This window comes from Winogradskyella aurantia (genome assembly GCF_002266855.1).
GTDB lineage: Bacteria > Bacteroidota > Bacteroidia > Flavobacteriales > Flavobacteriaceae > Winogradskyella > Winogradskyella aurantia.
This window is the reverse complement of the sequence record NZ_NGJN01000006.1, coordinates 148,037-174,225: the sequence shown is the minus strand read 5'-3', so window position 1 is coordinate 174,225 and position 26,189 is coordinate 148,037. Positions and strand designations below refer to the sequence as shown.

The window sequence follows — 26,189 nt, the reverse complement described above, 5'->3', positions numbered from 1 at the left end:
CAATAAAAATACGAAAATCATGAACACATTAGTAAAATTAATTATATCGGGTATTATTGGAGTCCTTATGCTATCTTGTAATGTAAATTTTGGTTCTGGGATAGATGGTAATAGAAATGTTATTACTGAGGAACGAAATATTTCTAGCGATTTTGAATCTATAAAAATAAGCCAAGGCTTAAATCTTTATATCACTCAAAGTGGTGAGGTCTCACTAACTGTTGAAGCTGATGAAAATCTACACGAACTAATCAAGACAGAGGTTGAAAATAATGTTTTAAGCATATATACCTCCGAAAATATCAGACGTGCTGCTTCAAGGAAGATAATATTAAACATTGATAAGATTTCTGCAATAAAAGCTACAAGTGGCAGTGACGTTTACTCAACAAACACTATTACAGTAAATAGTTTAGAACTCAACTCAACTAGCGGTGCGGATATGAAATTAGACGTAAGGGCTAATACATTGAACTGTCATGCTACTAGCGGCAGTGATATAAACCTTAGTGGTTCAACGGACTTATTAATAGCTGAAGCCACCAGTGGCAGCGATATCAAAGCATCTGGTCTAAAAGCAAAAACCTCTAAGGTTAAAGCCACAAGTGGTGCTGATATCACGGTCAACACTTCAAAAGAATTGACTGCCAGAGCAACCAGTGGAGGAGATATAAAATATTCAGGAAATCCCGAAATCATCAATACATCTGATAGTTCATCAGGAAGCGTTAGGCAACAATAACCCCAAAAAAACCAATCAATTTTAAGCCATTTCAAATTCAATATGGAGTTTGGGATGGTTTTTGTATATATTTGTTTTAAAGCTTCAATGGTACTAGCCTAATTAAATTAGGTTTCCATCCAGGGCTAAATGTGTATATACATGAAGAAAACAATACTCATCTTAATTTTTGCTTTAGGGCTTGGACCATTGATTTTTTCTCAATCTACAGAAAAAATAAAAGGTGACAGAAATGTTACCATTAAGCAAACTTTCATAGACGATTTCAAAAAAATTATTGTAAATGGTGATTTTTCTATTGAAATAGTATACAACAGCAAATCCTCCGTAGAAGTAGAGGCAGATGACAATCTTCACGATGTTATTCAATTCAATGTAGTTGACGGTGTTCTTTCTTTTGTTGAAACTATGGAAATAACATCGAAAAAGAAGTTGAATATCACCGTTAATTATGCGGCTACCCTAAATCACATCGAAGTAAATGGTGAAGGTGAAATTCGCTCCTTAACCTCCATGGAACTTGGCAATACTACTTTAATAACGAAAGATGATGCGAGAGCTTACCTTAATATTAATGCGAAGAGCTTTGACTATAAAAGTTATGGAAAATCTAAAACGCGATTAAATTTAACCGCTGATTCCGTTCGGATTGAATTGAATGATAATTCAAAACTAGATGCGCTAATAAAAAGCAAAACAGCTAATTTTAATTTATATCAGCGCTCAGATGCGGTGATAGAAGGCAATGCCAATACCTCAGTAATTATAATGGACAATAGCACAAACTTTACCGGTGAAAAGTTTGATATTAAGACCATTGATGCTAGTTTAGAAGATAACAGTGATTTAATCATCTCTGCTTTGGAATCAATTTCCCTGGCAATTTCAGGAGATAGCGAAGTATATCTTTATGGCAGTCCTACAATAACTATTACCAAATTTGAGGACTCTGCCAAACTTCAGAAAAAGAAGCGCTAAGGACTTCATTCAGATGTTTTAACTGCTAAATTAAAATCAATTTCTATTTTATTAGAAACCTTAATCATCCCTAGTAATTTTTTTGGAGGGCTTAAATTAAAATCATTGATATCTATTGGTAAATTGCCACATATCATAACCCCATCCGTGGTCTTGTCTACTTCTACAGGAATATCATAACGTTTTGAGATACCACTAATAACTATGTTCAGTTTTGTCATTATACTCAAGTTATTGGGTTGATTATGGGCACTTATCAATTCTATTTTAATAGAAGGAAACTCATCTGTTTTTAAAAGTTTGTTGAAATCTCTATTAATTGCCTTATGACCACAATCAAAAAAAGAATTTTTTAGATGCAGTTGGGTATTTGTAAAGTTTAGATAGGCTTTGTCAGAAATAAAGCTAACTTCAATGGAATCTGAAAACTGCAAAACATCATAAGAACATTGAAATTTATTTACATTAGACTCACCCTTTATTATCAATGAACTCGCAGGTGATACTGAGACATTCATTGATTTCTCGTTTGAATACAATAGAGGCATAACAAAACCGAAAGTTAGTGTGGCAACTAAAAGATATCTGAACAGGTAAATCATACTTAAAGTTATAAAAAAAAGAAGGTCTCTTTTAAAGGGACCTTCTTTTTCTTGAAATTTAGAAGCTAATTACGGTTTCAATCATTAGGCCATCAAATTGCCCATCATTAAAAATACTAGCAGAATTATAGCCGTCGTGTTTTTGGCTGACGTACTCGAGTTTAGCTAGAATGTTTTTTGTTAAAAACCACCCGGCTGCCACATTAAATCTGCTTATTTCAATATCATCACCACTCGGATCTTCTGAATCTACCTTGTTATATCTACCGCCGACGTAGAATTTTTCATCCTGACCAAAGCGATAAATCAATTCACCCGCGTATTGTGTTGCAGTTCTGTCGTCTGGCTCACTATTAGCGCGTCCTGTAGCAGTTTCATAAGTTCCAAAGAACTCTAATCCTTTATATTTTACAAATGGATTAAACATTATCGCAGTTATCTTATTTCTAAGGCTTGGGTTATAGCGTCCTGATCTAAAATTGTTTTTAGCTGTTGCCTCAGTATCTTCAAGAACTAAGTAATATCTTGACCCTGCACGGTCGGCGTTATATAGATACGAGTTTCGTACAGCCCCTGTATTATAAAGAGATCCTGTAAGTCTAAATCTAAAATCATCAGTAATCTGTTTGTCATAACCTAATTTAGCCAAAAATGAAGCACCACCTGTATCTGGATTAGCGACGTCCTGATTTAATTTACCATTAGTAAATCCTACCATTCCAATCCATCCGTTTCTCTGATAATATAATTCAGCACCCACCTCAGTTGTAAAGGCATCCATAATAAGATTCCCCACAAATGGGTTATAAAGGGCCTGTGCATTATCCGAACGTCTAAAATGTGCATCACCATAGTTATTTTCCATATGACCGATTTTCAACGTGGCATATTTCATGAAATTTTCCATGAAGCCTTCATTAACAAAATCGAGTCTATCAATTTGAATATAACCCCCTTTTACATAAGGTTCTGGGTGGTGGCGTGAAGATAAATAGGTTCTTAAGTGCATTCTCACTCCATTGAACAGCGCCACGTCAATGTCTAAATTTGCTGTTGCAAGATTAAAGTTCCCACCTATTTCTTTTAATTCTACTGCGCCAGAGTTTTCATGGGATAGATCTTGATACTGTATCGTTGACTGGCCTCCTATTCTTACATAAATATCATCAAACGAAGTAACAGAATCCTTTGGGGCTTCAAACACATTAATGCCTCTTTTGTCTGGTTGTCTGTAATTGTCTAAATCTCTTTTACTTTTACTTTGAGCAAATGCGCTCAGCCCCATAGCACATATAATTACGAAGCTTACTAGTTTTAAAGTTGATTTCATGATAAATTGTTTTTAGTTTATTGTTTTAATTTTTGGTTTCATATACTGCTTTAAAGACGACATTAATCTCATCGCCTGTCTTAATGGTCCCAAAGAGTGCCTTTGGAGGTTCTATACCATAATCAGTCATAAGCATTGGTTTCTCTCCTTCTACCAATAATTGATTACCCACTGATTTAATTTTGAAGTCTATAGGAATAGACTTAGTGACGCCACATATGGTCATATTACCAATAGCATTAATTTTGAATGAATTTTCAGATGTTTTTTCCACATTTTTAACGCTTGTAAGACTAAAGTCTATAGTCTTAAAAGAATCTGTTTTAAGGGCCTTATAGGTATTCTTATCCATACTACCCTTTCCGCTCTTCAAGCTTTCTGAAGCCACTGAAAAATTGAGTGTTTTAATATCCATACCGTTAGAAGTCGATATTTCTGCCTTTCCCATTTGCTTTTCAGCATCTACATGCCAATCGTGAAGGGAAGATGTACCATGAACCTCTAATAAAGAAGTATCATTGTTTAAATTATAAGACTGGGAAAACGCAACATGGCTAAAAAGGATGCTGCTAAAAATACTAATTAAGACTAGGGCCAAAAATTTAGTTGAATTAATCATTGTGGTTTTTTAATGTTGGCACAAAGATTTGAATTTATAACACCAAATTTTATGACTTTTATCATATCATAATGTTTTGCTGCATCTTTCGCAATAAAACCCTATAAAAATAAAATAGACCAAATCCACTGGATTTGGTCTATTTTAAATATTAAATAAGGTATTAAATGCTATTTCTAAGAATAAATTGTAAGTTTCTTGTACCGTCCTTCTTTTAACTTCATTGAAGTCTTAACGTATGACAACTTCTTTTTCAAAGTTCAATTATAAGTTGGTGTAGAGACTTCAAAATCGGCTTCTTTAGCTGCTAAATAGCGTTCTGCGTCCAATGCAGCCATACATCCGGTACCTGCAGCAGTTATAGCTTGTCTATATACATGATCTGCAGCGTCGCCACTAACAAATACACCTTCAACATTAGTTTTGCTTGTGCCCGGAACAGCATTGATAATGTACCCCGTTTCATCTAAATCGAGATAATCCTTAAAAATATCTGTATTAGGTTTATGCCCGATGGCTACAAAGAAACCGGTAGCAGGAATTTCAAACTTCTTATTAGTAATATTATTGAAAACTCTTACGCCAGTAACTACTTGACCATCCCCTAAAACTTCATCGGTTTCTGTATTGAACAGAATTTCAATATTTTTAGTATTCTTAACACGATTGGCCATTATTTTAGAGGCTCTAAATTCATCGCGTCTAACAAGCATAGTGACTTTTTTACAAAGTTTAGACAGGTAGTGTGCTTCTTCACAAGCGGAGTCACCAGCACCAACTATAACTACCTCTTGGTTTCTATAGAAAAACCCATCGCACACTGCACAAGCGGATACACCACCTCCCAGCTGTAAATATTTTTGCTCAGAAGGTAATCCTAAATATTTGGCTGAAGCTCCGGTAGAAATTATAATCGTACTAGCGTGGATTTCTTTTTCACCATTCACCCATACTTTATGAATATCTCCAGAGAAATCGACTTTAGTAATCCAACCGTGTCTTACATCAGTACCAAACCGCTCAGCTTGTTTTTGTAATTGTATCATCATTTCCGGACCGGTAATGCCATCTGGATAACCTGGGAAATTCTCGACATCATTAGTTGTGGTCAGTTGACCTCCAGGCTGCTCTCCTTGGTACAATACAGGAGCCATGTTGGCCCTAGAGGCATAGATGGCAGCAGTATATCCCGCAGGGCCCGAGCCAATAATTAAACATTTTACTTTTTCAATTGTATCAGACATATCATATGTTTTATCTAAAACAAAAGTAGGATTTTTGACTAAATCCTTACAATGAAGTTATCAACACCGTTTCTTCAACAAGAAATAATCTCGATGGCTCCAGAAACTAAAGAGAATTTTGTAATTTAAAGGGTGTTAATCTTAAAAAACCAAGACGTCATGAAAATCAAATCAATTATCATGGGACTATTGTTGTTAAGCCTATTGGCTTGTAATGACAACAAAAAGAACGCTAGTCCATCCAATATGGAGGTAGACCAAAACTCGGAGACGGCAGATAAATTGGAAGGCACTTGGGAACTCACAGGATTTTACAACTATAAAGACAATGTAGTAGTGGATTCTTTTGAGATGAACCCAGATTTTAGGCAAATTAAAATGTATACTGACAATAAAGTGATGTGGTGCAAGCATAAACCTGCAGACTCGTCAGAATGGTTTGGGTACGGTAGTTATAATTTTGACGGAGAGCGGCTCACTGAAAAATTAGATTTTGGGTCTTCGGTTATGAATGAAGTTATTGAAGCCAAAAAAGAATTCATATTTGAGTTATCTCTATCTAGCAATCATTTTGAACAAATTGAATTAGACGAGGAAGGAAATCGGATTTATTCCGAAAATTATAAACGGGTGGAATAAAGCTACGACATCAGCACCGTCAATAATTATGATGATACTCAAATACGTCAATTATTTTAGGGCTTAACAATGCTCGTGTTAAACTGTTAAAAACCATATGGTTCAGGAAATAAATTAGTCTTGAATGTAAGTTTAAAATATTAAGATGTTTTAAACCGAGAGCCAAATAGATATCACAACCAAATAAAGTAGGACAAGGTCTAATTAGAATTATAAAAGCTGAATTCCTTTCGCAATTTGGGTGTAATTAATCGAAAGCTATAATTTCTAATTTTAGAATAGATTCTTCTTAAACTCTGTAAGGATAACCAATTACCATGATTGTTAAGGGTTTTTACATTTTGGAAGGACATGAAGAGGTTCTCTCCATTGGCAATATGATAAATCCCACCTGGAAAAGGGAGCTCAGCGAGCACATGTCCTGAATTCAAAACTTTAAGACGGTGGTCAAAATAAAGGGTTATCTTATTTTCATCAAAAAAATATGAAATCAACTCTGGTTTTATAATAATAGAACTACCACACAAATAACTAAACTTGTGGGTAACAACTAAAAATTTCTTCCAATTAAAGTGTAAATAGCCGTTTTTTATGTACCAACCAGAAACATCTTCGTCATAACTATTGACATAAGCTGCTATTCGGTTACTAATAAAATCATCAGAATCTACAGTCATTACATAGCTTGGCTTAAATTCCTGCTGAGCGAAGGCAACTCCTAATTTTAACTTGTTGCCTTTGTCAAGTCTACGCTTTAAGAGAAAACCCTCAGGATTTGATTTGTTTAATGTGGGTGGTTCAAAGTCAGCTTTAATGAAATGAATATTTTTATGAGTAAATTGTATTTCAGGTATCTCATGACACACTACGACCACCTTAAAATTTTTATCTGTTTGATTACATATAGATTTTAAGGTCCTTTCAAATAATTTACAAAACTTGGGCCAATCCAAGGACACCTGTTTGCTTTTTACCGGAACTATGAAGACAATCATGGTATTTTACGTAAGTAAATTAATAATTCTGTAAACTACCAAAATAATAATCAAAATTAATTTTTTCTGGATAATTGGTTAAACTTGAGGGTTCTCTAGTTATATTATGACAATTGTGAAGAACCTTTTGAGGTTAAATACATAGTAATAAATTACCATTAGCTGATATCCGTAAAACAGCCTATAAAATGGCCAGAGGCTATTAAATCTTCTTGTCTTCTTTATGCAATAACATTGGGAAGATTCACTATTTATACCCAGCGAAACTAATAAAAATTGAACTCGTCTCTTATTGAAGGTGTAATAAACCGGAAGCTATAATTCCTGAATTTATTATAAATTCTACGCAGACCTTCTGAGGACATCCAACCGTTATGATTATTAAATTTCTTGATATTTGTGAGAGACATAAGATGATTCTCACCATTCGCCATACTGTAGATTCCACCTGAAAAAGGTAGTTCAGACAATGAAATATTTTGGCCTAACACCTTCAATCTATGATCAAAATATAATTTAGAATCTACACCAATGAAATACTTAATAAGTTCTGGTTTTACAATAACTGAACTGCCGCAAAGGTAGCTGAATTTGTAAGTTTTGAATAAAAAATTCTTTCCTTCAAAATGTATGTATCCGTTTTTAATGTACCACCCTGGAAGATTTCCATTATTTTCATTAACATAAGCGGAAATACCTTTACTAATGTAATCATCAGAATCAACCGTCATTACGTAGTCTGTATTGAATTGACGTTGGGCATATTCAACACCTAATTCTATCTTTTTCCCCTTATCTAGTTCCCTACGCTTATTGAGACTTTCTTGACTTTCTGAATCCCTAGGAATAGGTGGTTCAAAATCCGCTTGCACGAAAAAGAGGTTTTCATGTTTAAACCTTATCTCAGGAATTTCATGGCATACAGCCACTACCTTATAATTCTTATCAGTTTGATTGAAAACCGAGCCCAATGTTCTTTCAAATAATTGGCAGAATTTTGGCCAATCTGAAGAAACCTGTTGACTTTTAACCGGAATAATAAAGGTAAGCATTGCTGTATTTTATATAAAGCCGAAAAGTAAATTAATTATCCTCTTGACCGTCAAAATAATCGTTCAAATTGATTTTTATTAGCTCATTGGACGACGACATATCTTTTGTGAATTTTACAGTTTATTTTCCTAGATATCAATAGCAAAAGAAGATATCAATTAAGCAAAAAATAACTTATATCTAAAACCAAAAATATCCCGTAGTCAAAAAGCTCTGCATTAGCAGAGCTTTATTTGTCGGGGTGGCAGGATTCGAACCTGCGACCTCCGCGTCCCAAACGCGGCGCGATAACCGGGCTACGCTACACCCCGAAAATTGGTTATCAATTTTGGATTGCAAATATATAGTTAATTCTTTATATTCCAACTACATTTTTCTTACTTTCGAGTATTAAACTTTTCTCAAACTTGTCATGAAATCAAAGCTATTCTTGTTCTTTACAATCTTAAGTTGCTTTTATGCATGCTCGCAAGATAAAAACCCCGTCAATACGGAAAATACATACGAAGTTTTTGTGCCTGACTTATCCATTCCATGGGGATTTACTTTTTTACCAGATGGTGGGCTCTTAATAACAGAAAAGACTGGCGAGCTCATCCATTTTAAAGATAGTATCAAGTCACTTATTTCAGGAGCACCAGAGGTTTACCTTAGAGGTCAGGGTGGGTTTATGGATATTATCTTAGACCCCAATTATGAGGAAAATGGATGGATTTATATGTCTTATTCATCAACAAATAATAGAGAAGAGGGAGGAAACACAACCATAGGACGAGCAAGACTTAATAACAAGGCGCTTGTTGATTTTGAACTTCTATATAAAGCTGTACCAAATACCAGAAAAGGTCAGCACTGGGGCTCAAGATTGGCTTTTGATGATGAGGGTTTTCTATATTTTACCATTGGAGACCGAGGTCTTAGGGATGTAAACCCTCAGGATTTAACGAAAGACGGTGGAAAGGTCTACAGAGTTAACCCAGACGGATCGATACCGAATGACAATCCTTTCGTTGGTATTGTTGAAGCCAAAACAGCCATATACTCCTTTGGACATAGAAATCCTCAAGGCATGGTACGCCATCCAAAGACGGGTAAAATTTGGACTCATGAACACGGACCAAAAGGTGGTGACGAATTAAACATCGTAGAAAAAGGAAAAAATTATGGTTGGCCAGTTATTAGTTATGGAGTTAACTACAGTGGTACTAAATTCACGGAGTTAACTGAAAAAGAAGGTATGATGCAACCGCTTTACTATTGGGTGCCATCAATAGCACCAAGTGGTATGGCATTTATAAACAGTGAAAAATACGGAGATTGGGATGAAAATCTACTTGTAGGCTCATTGAAATTTGAATACCTGAACATGTGCACTATAAAAAACAATAAGGTTGTGAAACAAGAGCGATTGTTAGACGGCATAGGTCGCGTAAGATCCGTAGAACAAGGTCCAGATGGCTACATTTATGTCGGTGTTGAAAATTTGGGTATAGTTAAATTATTGAGAAAGTAGAACTTACAAAATGAAACGATTCAAAATGATAAAAGTCATAAATTTATTGATGCTGGCATTACTATTTTTGTCATGTAAATCAGAAAAAGAGAAAAACGATTTTTATGGTACTAAAACAAACGTTAATCAATCTAGTATTGAAAGAGGAAAATTGGTTTACAATGATTTATGTATCACCTGCCACATGGCAGACGGCAAAGGCGCTGAAAAAGTATTTCCCCCTTTGGCAAATTCAGATTTCTTGAAAAACAATCAGACCCAGAGCATAAAAGCTATTAAATATGGTATGAGCGGAGAAATAATAGTTAATGGAGTCGTTTACAACAGTGTCATGGCACCATTAGGTTTAATAGATGAAGAAGTCGCTGATGTTATGAATTATATTAATAATGCTTGGGGGAATAAGATTGACAATTGGGTAACACCAGAAATAGTTTCAAAAATTGATAAGTAATATAGTAGTATCTTTTACATTTATAAATTACTTCTAAAACTAGTCATACATATGCTCATATTAGGCATTGCAGGGGGTACTGGATGCGGAAAGACGACGGTTGTAAATACCATTCTTAAGGAACTTTCAGAAAGTGACGTCGGGGTGATTTCGCAAGACTCTTATTACAAAGACACATCACACTTAAGCTATGATGAGCGTATAAAAATTAATTTCGACCATCCCAGATCTATAGATTTTGATTTGCTTAAAGAGCATCTTGAGTATCTAAAAAGAGGTTTATCAATTGAACAGCCTGTGTATTCTTTTGTAAAACACAACCGTACAGGAGATACCATAAAAACACATCCGAGAAAGGTCATGATTGTTGAGGGCATCTTGATTCTATCTCATCCAGACATCAGAGAATTATTTGACATTAAGATATTTGTCCACGCGGACTCAGACGAACGGCTTATCCGTCGTATTAAGCGAGATATTAATGAACGAGGGCGCGATATCGATGAGGTCCTAAGCCGCTATCAAACCACCTTAAAACCAATGCATCAACAATTCATTGAGCCCATGAAGGAATATGCAGATCTCATTATACCTAACAATAAATACAACACCGTTGCTGTTGATATTGTAAAAACCATAATCAACGAACGACTGCAATGACAAAATTTAATTCAAAATACCTTAAACCCTTCAAGAACGTATACGTCATTATCCTGCTGGGATTTGCGATTTGGATGTTGTTTTTTGATGCACATTCATTACTCTTCCATCACGAATTAAACTCAGAGATTAAAGAATTGGAATACCAAAAAGAACATTATAAAAAGGAAATGGCTAAGGATAATAAAGCCATAAAGGAATTGAGCACGGAAGAAGGTGTAGAGCGGATTGCGCGAGAAACCTACTACATGAAAAAGCCTAACGAGGATATATTTATTATAGAATACGAAGACAGTATTGCTAAACAAAAACAAGATGACTAAATCTTTATTTAATCAATTTGAAGAAGTCTCTTCAAAAGCCTGGAAACAGAAAATACAGGTTGATTTAAAGGGTGCCGACTACAATGACACCTTAATTTGGAAAACATATGACGACATTGACGTAAAACCATTTTATCATGCGGATCAGTTTGAAGCGTTACCGCTAATATCCAACACAAATATTACCGATTGGAAAGTCTGCCAAACCATAGTCGTTAAAAATACGAAAGAGGCCAATACCAAGGCGCATGAGGTTATAAAAACAGGCGCCGAGAGCATTTTGTTCATCGTTGAAAACGAAGTTACACTTAAGGAACTAATAACAGGACTTAATTTAAAAAATATATCGGTTGATATCAACATAGAACATTTAACCAGTTCACTAGTTGAACAGATTGAAGCACTCTCCAAAATATCGGCAAATGACAACATTAATTTTAACGTAGATATAATTGGCCATATAGCTAAAACGGGTAATTGGTATTCAAGTTTAAAAGAAGATCATAGCAACTTTGAAAAAATCTTGAGAGCCACTGGCCACATAAGCATCGATACAAGGCTATATCATAATTCAGGAGCAAATAATGTCCAACAGTTGGCTTACGCCATGGCCCATATCCATGAATACTTAAACCACTTTGAAGAAACCCTTATTAAAGACGACAATAAAGATTTACAAGTGACCTTCCTAATGGCAGTTGGGTCAAATTACTTTTTTGAAATTGCAAAACTCCGAGCCTTGAGAAAACTCTGGGCTGCCCTAGCCTTAGAATACAAGGTCAATTCAAATTGTAGAATACTAAGTACGCCGAGCAAACGCAACAAAACCATTTACGATTACAACGTTAATATGCTAAGAACAACAACAGAATGTATGAGCGCCATTATAGGAGGTTCGGACATTGTGTCGAATTTGGCTTATGATGCACTTTATCATAAAGACAATGAATTTGGCAGTCGCATAGCACGTAATCAATTACTTATTTTAAAGCACGAAAGCTATTTTGATAAGGTTAATAATCCTGCAGATGGCGCTTATTATATTGAAAAAATAACGAGCCAATTAGCAGAAAAGGCACTCGATTTGTTTAAGGATATTGAAGCCAACGGAGGGTTTTTAAGTCAATTGAAAGAAGGTACCATTCAGCGAAAAATTAAGGAAAGCGCCTCAAAAGAACAAGACGATTTTGACAACGGAAAATTGGTGCTATTAGGGTCTAATAAGCATCCTAACACTGATGATAAAATGAAAAATGAACTAGACATATCTCCCTTTTTAAAAGTGGATAAACGAAAAACCTTAATTGAACCTATTATTGAAAAAAGATTATCTGAAAAATTGGAAATAAGCAGGTTAAATGATGAATAAAACTAAGTATAGTTAAAATCTATAGTTAGTTTTTATTCAAAAACAAGAGAAACATGAGTAGAAAAAAACTTCAACATATCCGTCTTCAAAACGCTTTCGGCACACAGGAAAAAATCAATGGGTCTTCATTTAAAACTGCTGAAGATATAGATGTTAAATCCACATATTCAAAAGCAGATATATCCAATTTAGATCATCTCAATTTTGTGTCGGGTATCGCACCATATTTAAGAGGGCCATACTCCACAATGTACGTAAGGCGGCCATGGACCATAAGACAGTATGCCGGTTTCTCAACAGCGGAAGAAAGTAATGCATTTTACAGACGTAATTTAGCCGCAGGACAAAAAGGCCTCTCAGTTGCTTTTGACCTGGCGACCCATAGGGGTTATGACTCCGATCATGAACGTGTTGTTGGCGATGTTGGCAAGGCGGGTGTGGCCATTGATTCGGTTGAAGACATGAAAGTGCTTTTTGACCAAATTCCATTGGATAAAATGTCAGTTTCAATGACCATGAACGGGGCAGTACTCCCCATTATGGCATTCTATATTGTGGCAGCTGAAGAACAAGGCGTTAAGCCAGAACAATTAGCTGGCACCATTCAAAACGATATCCTAAAGGAGTTTATGGTTCGGAATACTTACATCTACCCCCCTACGCCATCCATGAAGATTATTTCGGATATCTTTGAATTTACTAGCAAAAACATGCCAAAGTTTAACAGCATCAGTATTTCCGGTTATCATATGCAAGAAGCTGGAGCTACCTGTGATATCGAATTGGCTTATACCTTGGCAGACGGACTAGAATATATAAGAAAAGGCCTTGAAGCTGGAATGGATATCGATACCTTTGCCCCGCGCTTGTCTTTTTTCTGGGCCGTTGGAATGAATCATTTCATGGAGATTGCCAAAATGCGCGCAGCAAGATTACTTTGGGCCAAATTAGTCAAGCAATTCAATCCTAAAAACCCTAAATCCTTAGCACTGCGAACACACAGCCAAACATCGGGCTGGAGTCTAACGGAACAAGACCCATTTAACAATGTGGCAAGAACTTGTATTGAGGCAGCGGCAGCGGCATTTGGCGGAACTCAGAGTTTACACACCAACGCTTTGGATGAAGCCATTGCTCTACCTACGGATTTCTCTGCTAGAATCGCAAGAAATACACAAATTTATCTTCAAGAAGAAACACATATAACTAAAACTGTTGATCCTTGGGGCGGAAGTTATTACGTAGAAAAACTTACTCATGACATCGCTCATAAAGCATGGGGATTAATTGAGGAAGTTGAAGAATTAGGGGGCATGACTAAAGCTATTGAGGCAGGTATTCCTAAACTTAGAATAGAAGAAGCTGCTGCCCGCAAGCAAGCCCGAATCGATTCAGGTCAAGATATAATAGTGGGCGTCAACAAGTATCGGCTAGACCATGAAGATCCATTAAGTATTTTAGAGGTTGACAACCAAACCGTGCGCCATCAACAGATTGAACAATTAAAGCGCTTAAGAGCAGAACGCAATACTGATGCAGTAGACAAAGCATTGGCAAAACTTACCCAAGCAGCCAAGACAGGACAAGAAAATTTACTAGCTTTAGCCATTGATGCGGCTCGTAAACGTGGCACATTGGGCGAAATCAGTGATGCTCTAGAGGTAGAATATGGACGATATAAAGCACAAATCAAATCTTTTTCAGGTGTGTATAGTAAAGAAATAAAGGACGATAAAAGTTTCGAAAAAGCTAGAGCCTTGGCAGACCAATTTGCTGAACAAGATGGTCGCAGACCTAGAATAATGATAGCAAAAATGGGGCAAGACGGTCACGACAGAGGTGCTAAGGTCGTTGCCACAGGTTATGCAGATGTTGGCTTTGATGTAGATATTGGGCCCTTGTTCCAAACGCCGGCAGAAGCCGCTAAACAAGCGGTAGAAAATGACGTACACATTCTTGGTGTTTCGTCCTTGGCAGCAGGACATAAAACGCTGGTTCCGCAAGTTATCGAGGAATTAAAAAAATATGGACGGGAAGATATCATGGTTATCGTAGGCGGCGTTATTCCAAAACAAGATTATCAATATTTATTTGATGCAGGAGCTGTTGCTGTTTTTGGTCCTGGAACTAAAATAAGCGAGGCAGCAATAAAGATTTTAGAGATTTTGATAGATTAATTTATTTTACCCATTTGAAAAATACTATATGGATTACACAGCTAAAATGCTTCGTGATGACGCCTTAAAAGGAAAAACAATCGTCGTCACTGGCGGCGGTAGTGGCTTGGGAAAGGCGATGACTAAGTACTTCCTTGAACTTGGTGCCAACGTTGCCATAACCTCCCGAAATTTAGAAAAGCTTCGAAATACAGCTAAGGAATTAGAAGCTGAGACCAAGGGTAGTTGCCTCCCTGTGCAATGTGATGTAAGGGAGTACCACCAAGTTGAGAACATGCGCGAAAAGGTTGTAGCCCACTTTGGTCAAGTAGATGTATTGTTGAACAATGCAGCAGGAAACTTCATTTCTCCAACAGAGCGCCTATCCCCTCGCGCTTTCGATGTCATAATAGATATTGTTCTAAAAGGCACTAAAAACTGCATACTTTCCTTTGGCAAACACTGGATAGACCGAAAGCAAACGAATACCAACGTTCTTAACATCGTAACAACTTATTCTTGGACCGGTTCTGGCTATGTTGTACCGAGCGCCGCCGCCAAGGCTGGAGTGTTAGCTATGACCAGAAGTCTCGCTGTAGAATGGGCCAAATACGGAATGCGATTTAATGCCATTGCTCCAGGACCTTTCCCAACAAAAGGAGCTTGGGATCGTTTAATGCCTGGAGATTTACAAGAAAAATTTGATATGGCTAAAAAAGTACCTCTAAAACGGGTTGGTGAGCATCAAGAATTGGCTAATCTAGCAGCTTACCTGGTCTCAGATTTCTCTGCCTATATAAATGGCGAAGTCATAACCATTGATGGTGGTGAATGGCTCAAAGGCGCAGGAGAATTTAATATGCTTTCTGAAATTCCTGAATCTCTTTGGGACAATCTGGAAAAAATGATTAGAGCCAAAAAGAACAAATAATAGCATTTCAGTACATTAAGCCTATTACACTAAATATTAGTTAAAATTTTCTTATACATTTTTCTACAGGATTATTATACCTATTTTAGAGAAAATTCTTATAAATATTAAACCATCAATCATGAATTCAATGTTCTCAAAAGTGTTTTTAACTTTATTGTGTTGTGCGTCATTTACTGGTTTTACAGTTCAAGCACAAACCACAAAGACCCTAGAAAACCAACAAAGTGTAGCCGTACCATCTGAGAAGTTACCTATTACTCCTGAAGTAAAAATTGGTCAACTAGAAAATGGCTTAACCTATTACATCCAAAACAACGGTAAACCAGAAGATAAAGTAGAATTGCGGCTAGCTATTAAAGCTGGATCTATTTTAGAAGACGACGACCAAGTGGGTCTTGCCCATTTTATGGAGCATATGAATTTTAATGGCACCACCAATTTTAAGAAAAATGAATTGGTAGATTATCTTCAAGGTATCGGAATTGAGTTTGGCGCAGACTTAAATGCCTATACGAGTTTCGATCAAACTGTGTATATACTTCCAATTCCTAGTGATGATCCAGAAAAACTAAATAAAGGATTTCAAATTTTACAGGATTGGGCTGGCAATGCCTTATTGACTGAGGAGGATATTGACGATGAACGAGGTGTGGTCATTGAAGAGTACAGAACTAGACTTGGAGCAGCAACCCGGATGCAATCCAAATACCTAGACAAGATTGCTTATAAATCTAAATATGCTGACCGTCTCCCAATTGGCACCAAAGAAAATTTAGAGAACTTCAAGTATGAAAGTTTAAGGCGCTTTCAAAAGCAATGGTACCGTCCTAATCTGATGGCAGTTATCGCAGTTGGAGACTTGGATGTTGAAACACTAGAACAAAAAATAAAAGAAAATTTCAATGGCCTTAAAAATCCTGAAAACCCTAGACCACGGGAGGAATTTGGATCAGAAAACCACAAGGAAACCTTTGTGGCCATTGAATGGGACGAGGAAGCCACGGGCAGTCAAGTACAGGTGTATTATAAAGACAAAGGCGAAAGAAAAAAGACAAAAACCATCCAAGATTATCGCGATAACATGGTAGAAGGTCTTTTTACTGAAATGATTAATAATCGACTTAATGAGTACACCAACAAACCTAATCCACCATTCATTTTTGGCTTCTCTTATCACGGTGGCATTATAGGCAACAAAGAAGCTTATCAATCCATTGCACAAACCAATGAAACAGGGCAGTTAGAGGCTTTGAAAGTCCTCCTTGAAGAAAATGAACGAGTAAAGCGCTACGGGTTTAAAGCTTCGGAACTTGAACGTGCAAAAAAAGACTACTTAGCAAGATTGGAACGCTCTTATAAAGATAGGGATAAACGAGAGTCTAATAGAATTGTTGGTGCTTACATTCAAAATTTTATTGATGAAAGCCCTATTCCAGGAATCGAATGGTCCTACAACTACGCGCAAATAGAACTGCCAAATATAAAATTAGAGGAAGTTAATGGGCTTATTGCCGATTTCTTGCATGATGACAATAGGTTAGTAGTCCTAACCGGTCCAAAAAAAGAGGGTCTAAAAAAAGTTTCAGAAGAAGAAGTGGTTGCACTATTGAACGATGTCAAGAATGCTGACATTGATGACTACGTCGATGAAGAGGTCCGTTCAGATATGATGGCCGTAAAACCAGCGAAAGGGAGTGTTGTTGAAAAAGAGACCCTGTTCGAAGGTCAAATAAACGAAATAACACAATTAACGCTGAGCAATGGCTCTACAATAACTTACAAGAAAACAGATTTTAAAAATGATGAAATTCTTTTTGAAGCATTTAGCTACGGAGGAACATCGTTATACTCTAACGAGGAATTAAAAGAAACAGCCAGTGCAAATGGTGGTTTATTTGAAGCCGGTATAGATGGCATTTCAAAAAATGAAATGACAAAAATGATGTCTGGTAAAATAGCCAGTGTTAGACCTTACATTAGAGGTAACGATGAAGGCATGCGCGGCTCCTCAACGCCAAAGGATTTAGAGACCATGTTTCAGATGATTCATTTGTATTTCACCAAATTGGATAAAGACCCTGAAGCCTTTGCTTCATACATCAGTAAACAAAAGGCATTTTTAGGAAATATTTTATCCAACCCTAACATCTCGTTCTCTATAGCTCTTGGCAAATTCTTAAATGAGGGGAATCCTAGATATACAGGATTTCCAACAGAAGAGGATTTTGATAAGGCAAATTATGATTTAGCTTACCAGAAATACAAAGAACGTTTTGCTAATGCTGGGGATTTCAACTTTTATTTTGTTGGAAATATCGATGAAGAAATGTTAATCGATTTAGCCGAAACTTATATTGCATCATTACCCGGTAATTCAACTAAAGAAATGTACAAATCCTTTCCCTTTAGACAGAAATCAGGAGATCATGAGTTTGTTTATAGGAAAGGTACAGAACCTAAAAGCCAGGTGAATTTAATCTTTAGTGGTGACGCCACTTACAATGAAAAAGAAGCTAGAGCTATCAGTGCTTTGGGCGAAATTTTAAGCATAAAACTCATTGAAAAACTCAGAGAGGAAGAAGGTGGTGTATACGGCGCTGGCGCAAGAGGCTCTATAAGCAAGATTCCGTATGGTAACTTTAATTTTAGTATCTCATTTCCTTGCGCTCCTGAGAACGCTGAAAAATTGGCAAATGCTTCCATTGCAGAACTTGAAAAAATAATTAAGGATGGTCCTACGGAAGTTGATATGGATAAAGTTAAAAAAGCACTCCTATTATCGCGCAAAGATGAACTGGAACAAAATCGTTTCTGGTTATCAGCTATAAGAAGTGCTGATTACAATCAATCAGACCTTAACAATGTAGTAAATTACGAAAGCAACATTAATGCCTTAACAACAGACGATGTTAAAGCTGTTGCTAATAAGTATTTGAAGGGTGGTTATATAAAGGCCATATTATTACCTGAGGAATAAAAAATAGATCATTTATGGATTAGAAAAGGCAGTCACAACGGCTGCCTTTCTGTTTAACCAATGTTAACAACTTCCGTTTTCTAAACCCATAATTAATTGTATTTTTAAGCCTTATTTAAACCAAATCTCTTAATGGGTAAAATCATTGCAATTGCAAATCAAAAAGGTGGTGTAGGTAAGACAACAACTTCAGTAAATTTAGCTGCTTCCCTTGGCGTACTCGAAAAGAAAGTCCTACTTATAGATGCTGATCCTCAGGCCAATGCTAGTTCGGGCTTGGGCATCGATGTGGATAATGTTGAAATTGGCTCTTACCAAGTCTTAGAGCACACCAAAGCTGCAAAAGATGCCATTGTACCATCAAATGCACCTAATGTTGACGTAATTCCCGCTCATATTGACCTCGTGGCGATAGAGATTGAACTGGTAGATAAAGATGAGCGCGAATACATGCTTAAAAAAGCCATTACGGAATTGAAAGAAGACTACGATTATATTTTAATTGATTGTGCACCCTCTTTAGGCTTATTAACCTTAAATGCACTGACTGCGGCAGATGCGGTTATTATTCCGATTCAATGTGAGTATTTTGCGCTAGAAGGTTTGGGAAAATTGTTAAATACCATTAAAAGTGTACAAAAAATACACAACCAAGCGTTAGATATTGAAGGTATGCTTCTCACGATGTATGATTCAAGACTTCGTCTTTCAAATCAAGTTGTGGAAGAAGTACAAAAACATTTTAGTGATATGGTTTTTGAAACCATAATCCAAAGAAATGTGAGGCTCGGCGAAGCACCGAGTTATGGAGAGAGTATTATAAATTATGATGTAAGTAGCAAAGGTGCGGCCAACTACTTAAGCTTGGCCAAAGAGCTAATTAAAAAAAATGAATTTTAATGGCGAAAGCAACAAAAAAACAGGCATTAGGAAGAGGGCTTTCGGCATTGCTGAAAGACCCAGAAAAAGATATTAATTCTGCAGAAGACAAAAATGCCGATAAGATTGTTGGCAATATTGTTGAACTAGACATAGTAAGTATAGAAGTTAATCCTTTTCAGCCCAGGACCAACTTTAATGAAGAAACGCTTAAAGAATTAGCATCCTCCATTAGGGAATTGGGTGTTATTCAACCTATAACCGTTAGAAAATTAGCCTTTAACAAATACCAACTCGTCTCAGGGGAACGTCGTTTTAGAGCATCCAAATTGATAGGTTTAAAGACCATCCCCGCTTATATTAGAATTGCCAACGATCAAGAATCGCTAGAAATGGCCTTGGTAGAAAATATTCAGCGTCAAGATCTAGACCCTATTGAGATAGCCCTTTCATACCAGCGTCTTATTGATGAGATTAATTTAACCCAAGAGCAAATGAGTGAGCGTGTTGGTAAAAAGCGTTCTACTATTGCCAACTATTTGCGTCTACTTAAATTAGACCCTATAATTCAAACGGGTATGCGCGATGGCTTCATATCTATGGGGCACGGAAGGGCCATGGTAAATATAGAAAAGCAGATTGATCAACTTGAAATCTATGAAAAAATAATTAGTAATAAACTTTCTGTAAGGGCCACTGAACAATTGGTGAAAAATTTAAGCCTACCAGCTGAAGAAACATCAAAACCCACGTCTAACGAACTTCCAAAATACATCAAAAAAGGTATTAAAGAAATCTCTGAATATTTTGGTCATAAAATTGATGTTAAAGTCGCTAAAAATGGAAGTGGCAAAATAACTATACCTTTCCATTCTGAAGAAGATTTCAATAGGATAAAAAAATTGGTTCAGCGTGCTAAATAAGCGTTTATTTCTTGTCACGATTACACTTTTAAATTTCTGCTTTATATTTTCCCAAAAAGAAAAAGACAGTACGAATATCTCATTGGAGGAGTCTCCTATTATAGCAAACAAAACCCTTAAAAAACAGGCCATTGACCCCTTAAGGCCATCAAAAGCAGCATTTTATTCTGCAGTTCTTCCTGGTTTGGGACAGGCTTATAACAAAAAATACTGGAAAATTCCTCTCGTTTGGGGAGCTATTGGTACAGGAATATATTTCTATGTTAGAAATGACAGGCAGTTCGATAGATATAGGGATGCCTACAAAAGAAGGCTTGCTGGATTTAAGGATGATGAGTTTTATGGTAGTGGCGCTACTCCTGCTATTTCCAATGATGCTTTAATACGCGCTCAACAGCAATTCAGAAGAAATAAGGAAGTATCGCTTTTAGTAACGGTCGGGCTTTATGTCTTAAATATAATAGATGCTAATGTAGATGCCCATTTAATGCAGTTTAATGTAAATGAAGACCTAAGTTTAAGTCCACATTTTCAATATAACGAAATGGAAAATAGCTCAGATTTGGGATTAACCTTAAATTTTAAGTTTTAGGATGAATATTGCACTATTAGGCTATGGAAAAATGGGTAAAAGCATTGAAAAAATTGCTTTAGAAAGGGATCATCAGATTGTATTGAAAGTAACTAGTGAAACTGATACTTTCGACTTATCAGGAGCTGATGTTGCTATTGATTTTAGTTTACCTTCAGTTGCGGTAAAAAACATTAAACGTGCTTTAGACAGCAATGTGCCTATTATATCTGGAACAACGGGCTGGCTAGATGATTATAATGAAGTCGTCACTTACTGCGAACAAAGAGAAGGAAGTTTTTTATATGCCTCAAACTTTAGTCTTGGTGTCAATCTCTTTTTCGAATTGAGCAAAAAGCTTAGTCAATTAATGTCAGAATTTAAGGCTTACCATGTTACAATGGAAGAAATTCATCATACCCAAAAGTTAGATGCGCCAAGTGGTACGGCAATTTCATTGGCAGAGGCTATCATTGCAAATACGGATTACACCAATTGGACCTTAAAGGAGGCCAAGCCCAAAGAAATACATATTGAGGCCAAACGAATAGAAAATACTCCAGGAACTCATGAGATTTCGTATCATTCTGATATAGACACCATAAGCATAAAACATATAGCACATAGCAGAGCAGGTTTTGCTTTGGGAGCATTGATCGCAGCGGAGTGGATAAGCGATAAAAAAGGTATTTTTACCATGAAAGACGTGTTAAACATTGGTTAATCTCTCAATAGTTTGAAACAAAATAAAATAATTTTCAACCTACTAAGACTAAAATACAATTTATGAACTGGACAGAGTGGTTTATTTTCTTATTGATAATTCAAGTGGTTCATGGCTTAGGTACTTGGAAACTCTATGTTAAAGCCGGGAGACAGGCATGGGAAGCTTTTGTACCCGTTTACAATGCCGTTATTTTAATGAAGGTAATTTCACGCCCTTGGTGGTGGGTTGTTTTATTGTTTTTACCGATAGTGAATCTTATAATGATACCAGCTGTTTGGGTAGAAACAGCAAGAACTTTTGGAAAAGACACCAAACTAGATGCGTTGATTTGTATTTTGTCTCTTGGGTTCTATTTGTACTATCTTAATTATGTAGCTGATGTCCAATACATAGAAAACAGACAGTTAAAACCAAAGACTTCAGCTGGTGAGTGGGTAACGTCCATTTTATTTGCCATAGTCGCTGCAACCATAGTTCATACGTATTTTTTTCAGCCTTTTGTCATTCCTTCTTCTTCTCTCGAAAAATCCCTATTGGTTGGTGATTTTCTAATTGTCAGTAAAATTCATTATGGTCCAAGGGGGCCAATGACAACTGTGGCTGCACCAATGGTACATGATACCATTCCTATACTCAAAACAAAATCCTATTTGTTCAGTGATAATTACGAGAAACGGAATTCCTCATTGCTAAATAAACTTCAACTGCCGTATTTTAGATTACCAGGGTTTGAGCATGTTGAACGCAATGATATTGTCGTGTTCAATCAACCCGCAGATACGTTATTGGACATGAACCAGTTCAAACCAGATCGTAATTATTATAAACCCATTGACAAAAAAACAAATCTAGTAAAGCGGTGTGTTGGTGTTGCTGGCGATACCTTAGAAATTAAGGATGGTTATGTATATATAGATGGAAAGAAAAACAAATTGCCTCCTAGAGCACATCTACAATTCTCTTATGAGATTACATTTAAGAGAAATTTACAACCCGCTAGAATTTTTAGTATTTTAAAAAAATATGATATCACCGATGGTTTAGGTTATGGCTCTAATGAAGGCTCCTATCGTATACCAGCCGCTACGGATGAGGCCATTGCACGTTTAAAAGCCCATCCTGAAGTCGCTAAAATTACACCCATAAAACGAGCCAAAGGCGAAACAGAAGATATATTTCCTAGGGATCCTAATTATAATTGGAACGTTGACAACTTTGGCCCAATATGGATTCCCAAAGCCGGAGCAACAGTGCAGTTGAACACAGAGAATATCGCCTTATACAAGCGTGCCATTTCAGAATACGAAGGAAATAAGGTAGTGACAAGAGGCAACCAGATATTCATTAACGACGAACCTGCCACATCCTACACTTTTAAGCAAGATTATTACTGGATGATGGGAGATAACAGGCATAACTCCATTGACAGTCGGTTTTGGGGATTTGTGCCTTATAATCACATTTTTGGAAAACCTGTGTTCATTTGGATGAGTATCGATGGCATAAATGATGGAATTAAAAATTGGAGCTTCCGTTGGGACAGGATTTTTACTACGGTAAGTGGCAGCGGTAAACGCACCTCTTATCTCATTCCTTTTTTAGTTGTAGTCCTAGGTATTACCTTTTTTAATAGATGGCGAAAGAAAAGGAAATCTCAATCAAAATAGTGTACCGATAAGTTTAGTTTATGGACTGTCTTATCCACCCAACTTACTTTCCTAATGTATCGCATTTTATTGCGATGATGAAAGCCGATAAGGTTTGTTTGGAGGTTTATGGTAATTACCAAAAGCAAACCTTTAGAAATAGGGCAGAAATCTATGGTGCTAACGGTAAATTAGCTTTAAGCGTACCTGTAAACTATACTCAAAAAAATAGACAACTTTTCAAAGATGTTAAAATCTCCTATGACGAAAATTGGCAGCAAAACCATTTAACGTCCCTTATGTCGGCCTATAGCATGTCCCCTTTTTTTGAATTTTATATAGATGATTTAGTGCCCCTCTTTAAAATACAATTCAAGTTTCTTTTAGATCTCAACTTAAAATGCCTAGAGATTCTTGAAGACGCTTTACAGGTTTATATTCCAAAAGCCGTGACCACAAAATTTGAGATAAATCCTAAGGACATCATGGATTATAGGCATTTGTCGCAAAAGAAAAATACCTCAAATACCTATACACCCTATACTCAAGTATTTTCTGAAAAGCATGGGTTTAAAGCAGACCTAAGCATTTTAGATTTACTATTTAATGAAGGACCAAATTCTGAACTATACCTCGTAAATCAAAAGTTAGGCTAATGTTTCAATTTGCAATACATTATGGTTTACATTTTGGCTTACCCCTAGCCATGGCACTTATTTTTTTCAGAAAGTTATGGATACGTGCATATCTAATTATGATTTGTGCTTTTGTTATTGATTTAGATCATTTATTAGCCAGTCCAATGTTTAATCCAAATCGATGTAGCATTAATTTTCATCCATTACACAGCTACTATGCGATTGGAGTTTATGTGTTGATGTTATTACCTAAATTTACGAGGATATTTGCCTTTGGGCTTTTAGCGCATATTGTGTCAGATTTAGCGGATTGTTGGCTAATGTAGTTTAAGTGTTGCCTTAATAGGAAAATGATCAGATAATTCGTTTTCAAAGGACTTATAGCCATTTACAGTAAAAGCCTCATCCACCAAAATAAAATCAATCCTAACCGGAAAAAACTTAAAATTATAGGTTTTTCCAAAGCCGTTACCTGCCTCTTCAAAGGTATCAACCAAGTCCCTTTTGAGTTGATTATAAACGTATGAATAAGCCGTATTGTTGAAATCGCCAGCAATAATAGTTTTATAAGGGCACTTGTTTTTATGGTCTAAAACTAATTCAGATTGCTCTTGCTGAGTTTTAAAAGTAATGCCTATTCGCTTTAATAAGTTTTCGGATGATTCTTTTTTCAACGCTTCAACCTTCGTGTCAATCTTTGAAGACTGCAAATGGATATTATAGACTCGGAGGGTATCTTTAGTCTTCACAATATCAACAAATATGGCATTATTATTAGTATTGGGGAATTCTAACGATCCTGAGCTGATGATTGGGAATTTTGAATAGATGGCTAGGCCACCTCTAACATTACTAACATAAGTTGCATTAAATTGATTGTATCCTTCTAATACGACCTTGTCTCCTCTTGGAGATTCTTGTAAACATAATATATCCGGTTGTTCGGATTCTATCAATTGAATGATGTCTTCTTTGACAGTCTTGCTAGATAACCATTCAAATAGATTAAACTGCCTCACATTAAATGACATTACCGAAAAATTATCGTCAGATTCAATATGCTTAGAACTAGAAAATTTATAGAGTGAGTTAATGTAGTTCCATCCTAAAACAAGTACAAAAAGTGACAAAAACAATTGTTTCTTTAAGCGAAATAACCAAAATACTAAAAATAAAACATTGAGAATAATCAAAAATGGCACCCCGAGACTGAGAACGGATAAGGTCGAAAAACTTTTGGGTGGAATAAAAGGCAATAGATAAGACAAGAGCAATAAGAAAGCCAGCAACGAATTGATAGTGAAAATTAGCTTGTCAAAAAAACCTAAACCCTTCATCTTAAATTAATCTTGACCCGCCTTAAAAAGAAACTCCTTTTCTTCAGCTGAAAGACTCTCGTAACCACTTTTACTAATCTTATCCAGAATCATGTCTATTTTTTTCTGTTTTGTAACCGCGTCAAATTCTTTATTTGACTTACTGGTGTAACCAGCCTTACCTTTCTTGCGATGAACTGTCTTTAATTTAGATTTAGGTTTAAAAAAACCCAAAAAATTATCTATGGCACGTTCAAACCCTGTTCCTATATCCTTTCCTTTTTTTAATTGGGTAGCATAAACATAACCTAACAAGTATCCCCCTAAATGGGCAATATAGCCACCTTGATTAAGTCCTAGCAACAGTCTGGATACGTCTATAACCACAAAGAATATGGCTATGTGTTTCCACTTAACGTTAAAAGCATTAAATAATCTTATTTGTGATTCTGGCATGTATGCTGCTACAAACAATAGCAAGGCACAAACTCCTGCTGATGATCCAACCAATACACCCCTCGCACCAAAAAAATTGGTTGTTATAAGATTTGCAATACTGAGATATGCCAAACCACCAACTATAATACCCATAAAAAAGACGTTGAGTATCATTTTTGTCCTAAATAAATTGGTTGAGGCTCTGGCTAAATAAAATAGGAATAGCATATTGAACAGTAAGTGGAATAAGTCATTATGAATAAAACCATAAGAAAGAATGGACCACGGTTGCACAATAAATTCAAAGAAGTCCGAGGGTAACTTAAAGTAGTTGATAAGGTTCACCTTAATCAACCTGGTTAAAATAAAATCAACAATAAATAGGATAACATTGATGGCGATAATCTTTCCAAAAATATCCAGGGTATTAAATTTATATTTTAAATCATTAAATATATTCATA

General features: G+C 36.1%; 26 protein-coding genes and 1 tRNA gene. 18 read left to right on the top strand and 9 right to left on the bottom strand.

The features are described from left to right. The first annotated feature begins 19 nt into the window (after nt 1-19). The gene (locus tag CA834_RS11885) at nt 20-742 is read left to right on the top strand and encodes a head GIN domain-containing protein (protein ID WP_094968934.1); all 723 of its coding nucleotides are present in this window, start codon (nt 20-22) and stop codon (nt 740-742) included. Nucleotides 743-883: 141 nt separating this feature from the next. Beyond that, nucleotides 884-1,720: a GIN domain-containing protein gene (locus CA834_RS11880; RefSeq protein WP_094968933.1), complete on the top strand. Its 837-nt coding sequence runs from the start codon at nt 884-886 to the stop codon at nt 1,718-1,720. 5 nt (nt 1,721-1,725) lie between these two features. Here the strand turns inward: CA834_RS11880 and CA834_RS11875 are convergent, their stop codons facing one another. The 4 genes from CA834_RS11875 to trxB all read right to left on the bottom strand — a co-directional run bounded on the left by CA834_RS11875 (nt 1,726) and on the right by trxB (nt 5,515). Next, entirely contained in the window at nt 1,726-2,238 is a 513-nt protein-coding gene (locus CA834_RS11875) for a YceI family protein (RefSeq protein WP_165764799.1), read from the bottom strand. 142 nt (nt 2,239-2,380) lie between these two features. Beyond that, entirely contained in the window at nt 2,381-3,652 is a 1,272-nt protein-coding gene (locus CA834_RS11870) for a TonB-dependent receptor (protein WP_206186874.1), read from the bottom strand. Nucleotides 3,653-3,677: 25 nt separating this feature from the next. Beyond that, nucleotides 3,678-4,271 carry a YceI family protein gene (locus tag CA834_RS11865; protein ID WP_094968930.1) on the bottom strand — a complete coding sequence of 198 codons (594 nt, stop codon included), beginning with the start codon at nt 4,269-4,271 and terminating at the stop codon, nt 3,678-3,680. Between the two features lie 260 nt (nt 4,272-4,531). Next, a complete protein-coding gene (gene trxB, locus CA834_RS11860) occupies nt 4,532-5,515 on the bottom strand; it encodes a thioredoxin-disulfide reductase (RefSeq protein ID WP_094968929.1) in 984 nt (327 codons plus the stop codon). A 159-nt stretch (nt 5,516-5,674) separates the two neighbouring features. Between trxB and CA834_RS11855 the strand changes: the two genes are divergently transcribed. After that, nucleotides 5,675-6,154 (top strand): hypothetical protein, encoded by a 480-nt coding sequence (locus CA834_RS11855; protein ID WP_094968928.1) that lies wholly within the window; start codon nt 5,675-5,677, stop codon nt 6,152-6,154. Nucleotides 6,155-6,354: 200 nt separating this feature from the next. On the opposite strand, the gene CA834_RS11850 is transcribed toward CA834_RS11855, so the two are convergent. The 3 genes from CA834_RS11850 to CA834_RS11840 form a co-directional block, all read right to left on the bottom strand. After that, nucleotides 6,355-7,149 (bottom strand): glycosyltransferase family A protein, encoded by a 795-nt coding sequence (locus CA834_RS11850; RefSeq protein ID WP_094968927.1) that lies wholly within the window; start codon nt 7,147-7,149, stop codon nt 6,355-6,357. Between the two features lie 266 nt (nt 7,150-7,415). Further along, a complete protein-coding gene (locus CA834_RS11845) occupies nt 7,416-8,201 on the bottom strand; it encodes a hypothetical protein (protein WP_094968926.1) in 786 nt (261 codons plus the stop codon). Between the two features lie 237 nt (nt 8,202-8,438). Then, nucleotides 8,439-8,513 (bottom strand) — tRNA-Pro (locus tag CA834_RS11840). Nucleotides 8,514-8,614: 101 nt separating this feature from the next. Here CA834_RS11840 and CA834_RS11835 point away from each other — a divergent pair. From CA834_RS11835 to CA834_RS14760, 15 genes are all read left to right on the top strand, one after another. After that, entirely contained in the window at nt 8,615-9,715 is a 1,101-nt protein-coding gene (locus CA834_RS11835; protein ID WP_094968925.1) for a PQQ-dependent sugar dehydrogenase, read from the top strand. A gap of 10 nt (nt 9,716-9,725) precedes the next feature. After that, a complete protein-coding gene (locus CA834_RS11830; RefSeq protein WP_240507589.1) occupies nt 9,726-10,169 on the top strand; it encodes a c-type cytochrome in 444 nt (147 codons plus the stop codon). 51 nt (nt 10,170-10,220) lie between these two features. Beyond that, complete coding sequence (udk, locus tag CA834_RS11825; RefSeq protein ID WP_094968924.1) at nt 10,221-10,829, top strand: uridine kinase; 609 nt, start codon at nt 10,221-10,223, stop codon at nt 10,827-10,829. Continuing rightward, nucleotides 10,826-11,152: an FtsB family cell division protein gene (locus CA834_RS11820; protein ID WP_094968923.1), complete on the top strand. Its 327-nt coding sequence runs from the start codon at nt 10,826-10,828 to the stop codon at nt 11,150-11,152. Before udk ends, CA834_RS11820 begins: the two co-directional genes overlap by 4 nt. Beyond that, on the top strand, nt 11,145-12,521 hold the full coding sequence (locus tag CA834_RS11815) for a methylmalonyl-CoA mutase subunit beta (RefSeq protein ID WP_094968922.1): 1,377 nt from the start codon (nt 11,145-11,147) through the stop codon (nt 12,519-12,521). Before CA834_RS11820 ends, CA834_RS11815 begins: the two co-directional genes overlap by 8 nt. Before the next feature lie 53 nt (nt 12,522-12,574). Further along, nucleotides 12,575-14,698: a methylmalonyl-CoA mutase gene (scpA, locus tag CA834_RS11810; RefSeq protein WP_094968921.1), complete on the top strand. Its 2,124-nt coding sequence runs from the start codon at nt 12,575-12,577 to the stop codon at nt 14,696-14,698. Nucleotides 14,699-14,726: 28 nt separating this feature from the next. After that, a complete protein-coding gene (locus CA834_RS11805; protein WP_094968920.1) occupies nt 14,727-15,608 on the top strand; it encodes an SDR family oxidoreductase in 882 nt (293 codons plus the stop codon). A 121-nt stretch (nt 15,609-15,729) separates the two neighbouring features. Beyond that, nucleotides 15,730-18,588: a M16 family metallopeptidase gene (locus CA834_RS11800; protein WP_094968919.1), complete on the top strand. Its 2,859-nt coding sequence runs from the start codon at nt 15,730-15,732 to the stop codon at nt 18,586-18,588. Nucleotides 18,589-18,720: 132 nt separating this feature from the next. Then, a complete protein-coding gene (locus tag CA834_RS11795; RefSeq protein ID WP_094968918.1) occupies nt 18,721-19,488 on the top strand; it encodes a ParA family protein in 768 nt (255 codons plus the stop codon). Next, nucleotides 19,488-20,390, top strand: coding sequence for a ParB/RepB/Spo0J family partition protein (locus CA834_RS11790; protein ID WP_094968917.1), 903 nt, complete (start codon nt 19,488-19,490; stop codon nt 20,388-20,390). The genes CA834_RS11795 and CA834_RS11790 overlap by 1 nt, the downstream gene beginning before the upstream one ends. Beyond that, nucleotides 20,380-20,982 (top strand): DUF5683 domain-containing protein, encoded by a 603-nt coding sequence (locus tag CA834_RS11785; protein WP_094968916.1) that lies wholly within the window; start codon nt 20,380-20,382, stop codon nt 20,980-20,982. The genes CA834_RS11790 and CA834_RS11785 overlap by 11 nt, the downstream gene beginning before the upstream one ends. 1 nt (nt 20,983) lies before the next feature. Next, on the top strand, nt 20,984-21,685 hold the full coding sequence (gene dapB, locus CA834_RS11780) for a 4-hydroxy-tetrahydrodipicolinate reductase (protein ID WP_094968915.1): 702 nt from the start codon (nt 20,984-20,986) through the stop codon (nt 21,683-21,685). A gap of 62 nt (nt 21,686-21,747) precedes the next feature. After that, nucleotides 21,748-23,355 (top strand): signal peptidase I, encoded by a 1,608-nt coding sequence (gene lepB, locus CA834_RS11775; protein ID WP_094968914.1) that lies wholly within the window; start codon nt 21,748-21,750, stop codon nt 23,353-23,355. Between the two features lie 20 nt (nt 23,356-23,375). Beyond that, complete coding sequence (locus CA834_RS11770; RefSeq protein WP_094968913.1) at nt 23,376-23,990, top strand: WbqC family protein; 615 nt, start codon at nt 23,376-23,378, stop codon at nt 23,988-23,990. Beyond that, a complete protein-coding gene (locus tag CA834_RS14760) occupies nt 23,990-24,298 on the top strand; it encodes a DUF6122 family protein (RefSeq protein WP_094968912.1) in 309 nt (102 codons plus the stop codon). The genes CA834_RS11770 and CA834_RS14760 overlap by 1 nt, the downstream gene beginning before the upstream one ends. On the opposite strand, the gene CA834_RS11760 is transcribed toward CA834_RS14760, so the two are convergent. Further along, nucleotides 24,290-25,102, bottom strand: coding sequence for an endonuclease/exonuclease/phosphatase family protein (locus CA834_RS11760; protein WP_240507587.1), 813 nt, complete (start codon nt 25,100-25,102; stop codon nt 24,290-24,292). The genes CA834_RS14760 and CA834_RS11760 overlap by 9 nt on opposite strands. Before the next feature lie 213 nt (nt 25,103-25,315). Next, a complete protein-coding gene (locus tag CA834_RS11755) occupies nt 25,316-26,188 on the bottom strand; it encodes a rhomboid family intramembrane serine protease (RefSeq protein ID WP_094969022.1) in 873 nt (290 codons plus the stop codon). Between the last annotated feature and the right edge of the window lies 1 nt (nt 26,189).

Bases quoted from the DNA above. Each gene is read 5' to 3' on its own strand.
- CA834_RS11885 (WP_094968934.1), top strand. From the start codon at position 20: ATGAACACATTAGTAAAATTAATTATATCGGGTATTATTGGAGTCCTT.
- CA834_RS11880 (WP_094968933.1), top strand. From the start codon at position 884: ATGAAGAAAACAATACTCATCTTAATTTTTGCTTTAGGGCTTGGACCA.
- CA834_RS11875 (WP_165764799.1), bottom strand. From the start codon at position 2,238: ATGAATGTCTCAGTATCACCTGCGAGTTCATTGATAATAAAGGGTGAG.
- CA834_RS11870 (WP_206186874.1), bottom strand. From the start codon at position 3,652: ATGAAATCAACTTTAAAACTAGTAAGCTTCGTAATTATATGTGCTATG.
- CA834_RS11865 (WP_094968930.1), bottom strand. From the start codon at position 4,271: ATGATTAATTCAACTAAATTTTTGGCCCTAGTCTTAATTAGTATTTTT.
- trxB (WP_094968929.1), bottom strand. From the start codon at position 5,515: ATGTCTGATACAATTGAAAAAGTAAAATGTTTAATTATTGGCTCGGGC.
- CA834_RS11855 (WP_094968928.1), top strand. From the start codon at position 5,675: ATGAAAATCAAATCAATTATCATGGGACTATTGTTGTTAAGCCTATTG.
- CA834_RS11850 (WP_094968927.1), bottom strand. From the start codon at position 7,149: ATGATTGTCTTCATAGTTCCGGTAAAAAGCAAACAGGTGTCCTTGGAT.
- CA834_RS11845 (WP_094968926.1), bottom strand. From the start codon at position 8,201: ATGCTTACCTTTATTATTCCGGTTAAAAGTCAACAGGTTTCTTCAGAT.
- CA834_RS11835 (WP_094968925.1), top strand. From the start codon at position 8,615: ATGAAATCAAAGCTATTCTTGTTCTTTACAATCTTAAGTTGCTTTTAT.
- CA834_RS11830 (WP_240507589.1), top strand. From the start codon at position 9,726: ATGAAACGATTCAAAATGATAAAAGTCATAAATTTATTGATGCTGGCA.
- udk (WP_094968924.1), top strand. From the start codon at position 10,221: ATGCTCATATTAGGCATTGCAGGGGGTACTGGATGCGGAAAGACGACG.
- CA834_RS11820 (WP_094968923.1), top strand. From the start codon at position 10,826: ATGACAAAATTTAATTCAAAATACCTTAAACCCTTCAAGAACGTATAC.
- CA834_RS11815 (WP_094968922.1), top strand. From the start codon at position 11,145: ATGACTAAATCTTTATTTAATCAATTTGAAGAAGTCTCTTCAAAAGCC.
- scpA (WP_094968921.1), top strand. From the start codon at position 12,575: ATGAGTAGAAAAAAACTTCAACATATCCGTCTTCAAAACGCTTTCGGC.
- CA834_RS11805 (WP_094968920.1), top strand. From the start codon at position 14,727: ATGGATTACACAGCTAAAATGCTTCGTGATGACGCCTTAAAAGGAAAA.
- CA834_RS11800 (WP_094968919.1), top strand. From the start codon at position 15,730: ATGAATTCAATGTTCTCAAAAGTGTTTTTAACTTTATTGTGTTGTGCG.
- CA834_RS11795 (WP_094968918.1), top strand. From the start codon at position 18,721: ATGGGTAAAATCATTGCAATTGCAAATCAAAAAGGTGGTGTAGGTAAG.
- CA834_RS11790 (WP_094968917.1), top strand. From the start codon at position 19,488: ATGGCGAAAGCAACAAAAAAACAGGCATTAGGAAGAGGGCTTTCGGCA.
- dapB (WP_094968915.1), top strand. From the start codon at position 20,984: ATGAATATTGCACTATTAGGCTATGGAAAAATGGGTAAAAGCATTGAA.
- lepB (WP_094968914.1), top strand. From the start codon at position 21,748: ATGAACTGGACAGAGTGGTTTATTTTCTTATTGATAATTCAAGTGGTT.
- CA834_RS11770 (WP_094968913.1), top strand. From the start codon at position 23,376: ATGGACTGTCTTATCCACCCAACTTACTTTCCTAATGTATCGCATTTT.
- CA834_RS14760 (WP_094968912.1), top strand. From the start codon at position 23,990: ATGTTTCAATTTGCAATACATTATGGTTTACATTTTGGCTTACCCCTA.
- CA834_RS11755 (WP_094969022.1), bottom strand. From the start codon at position 26,188: ATGAATATATTTAATGATTTAAAATATAAATTTAATACCCTGGATATT.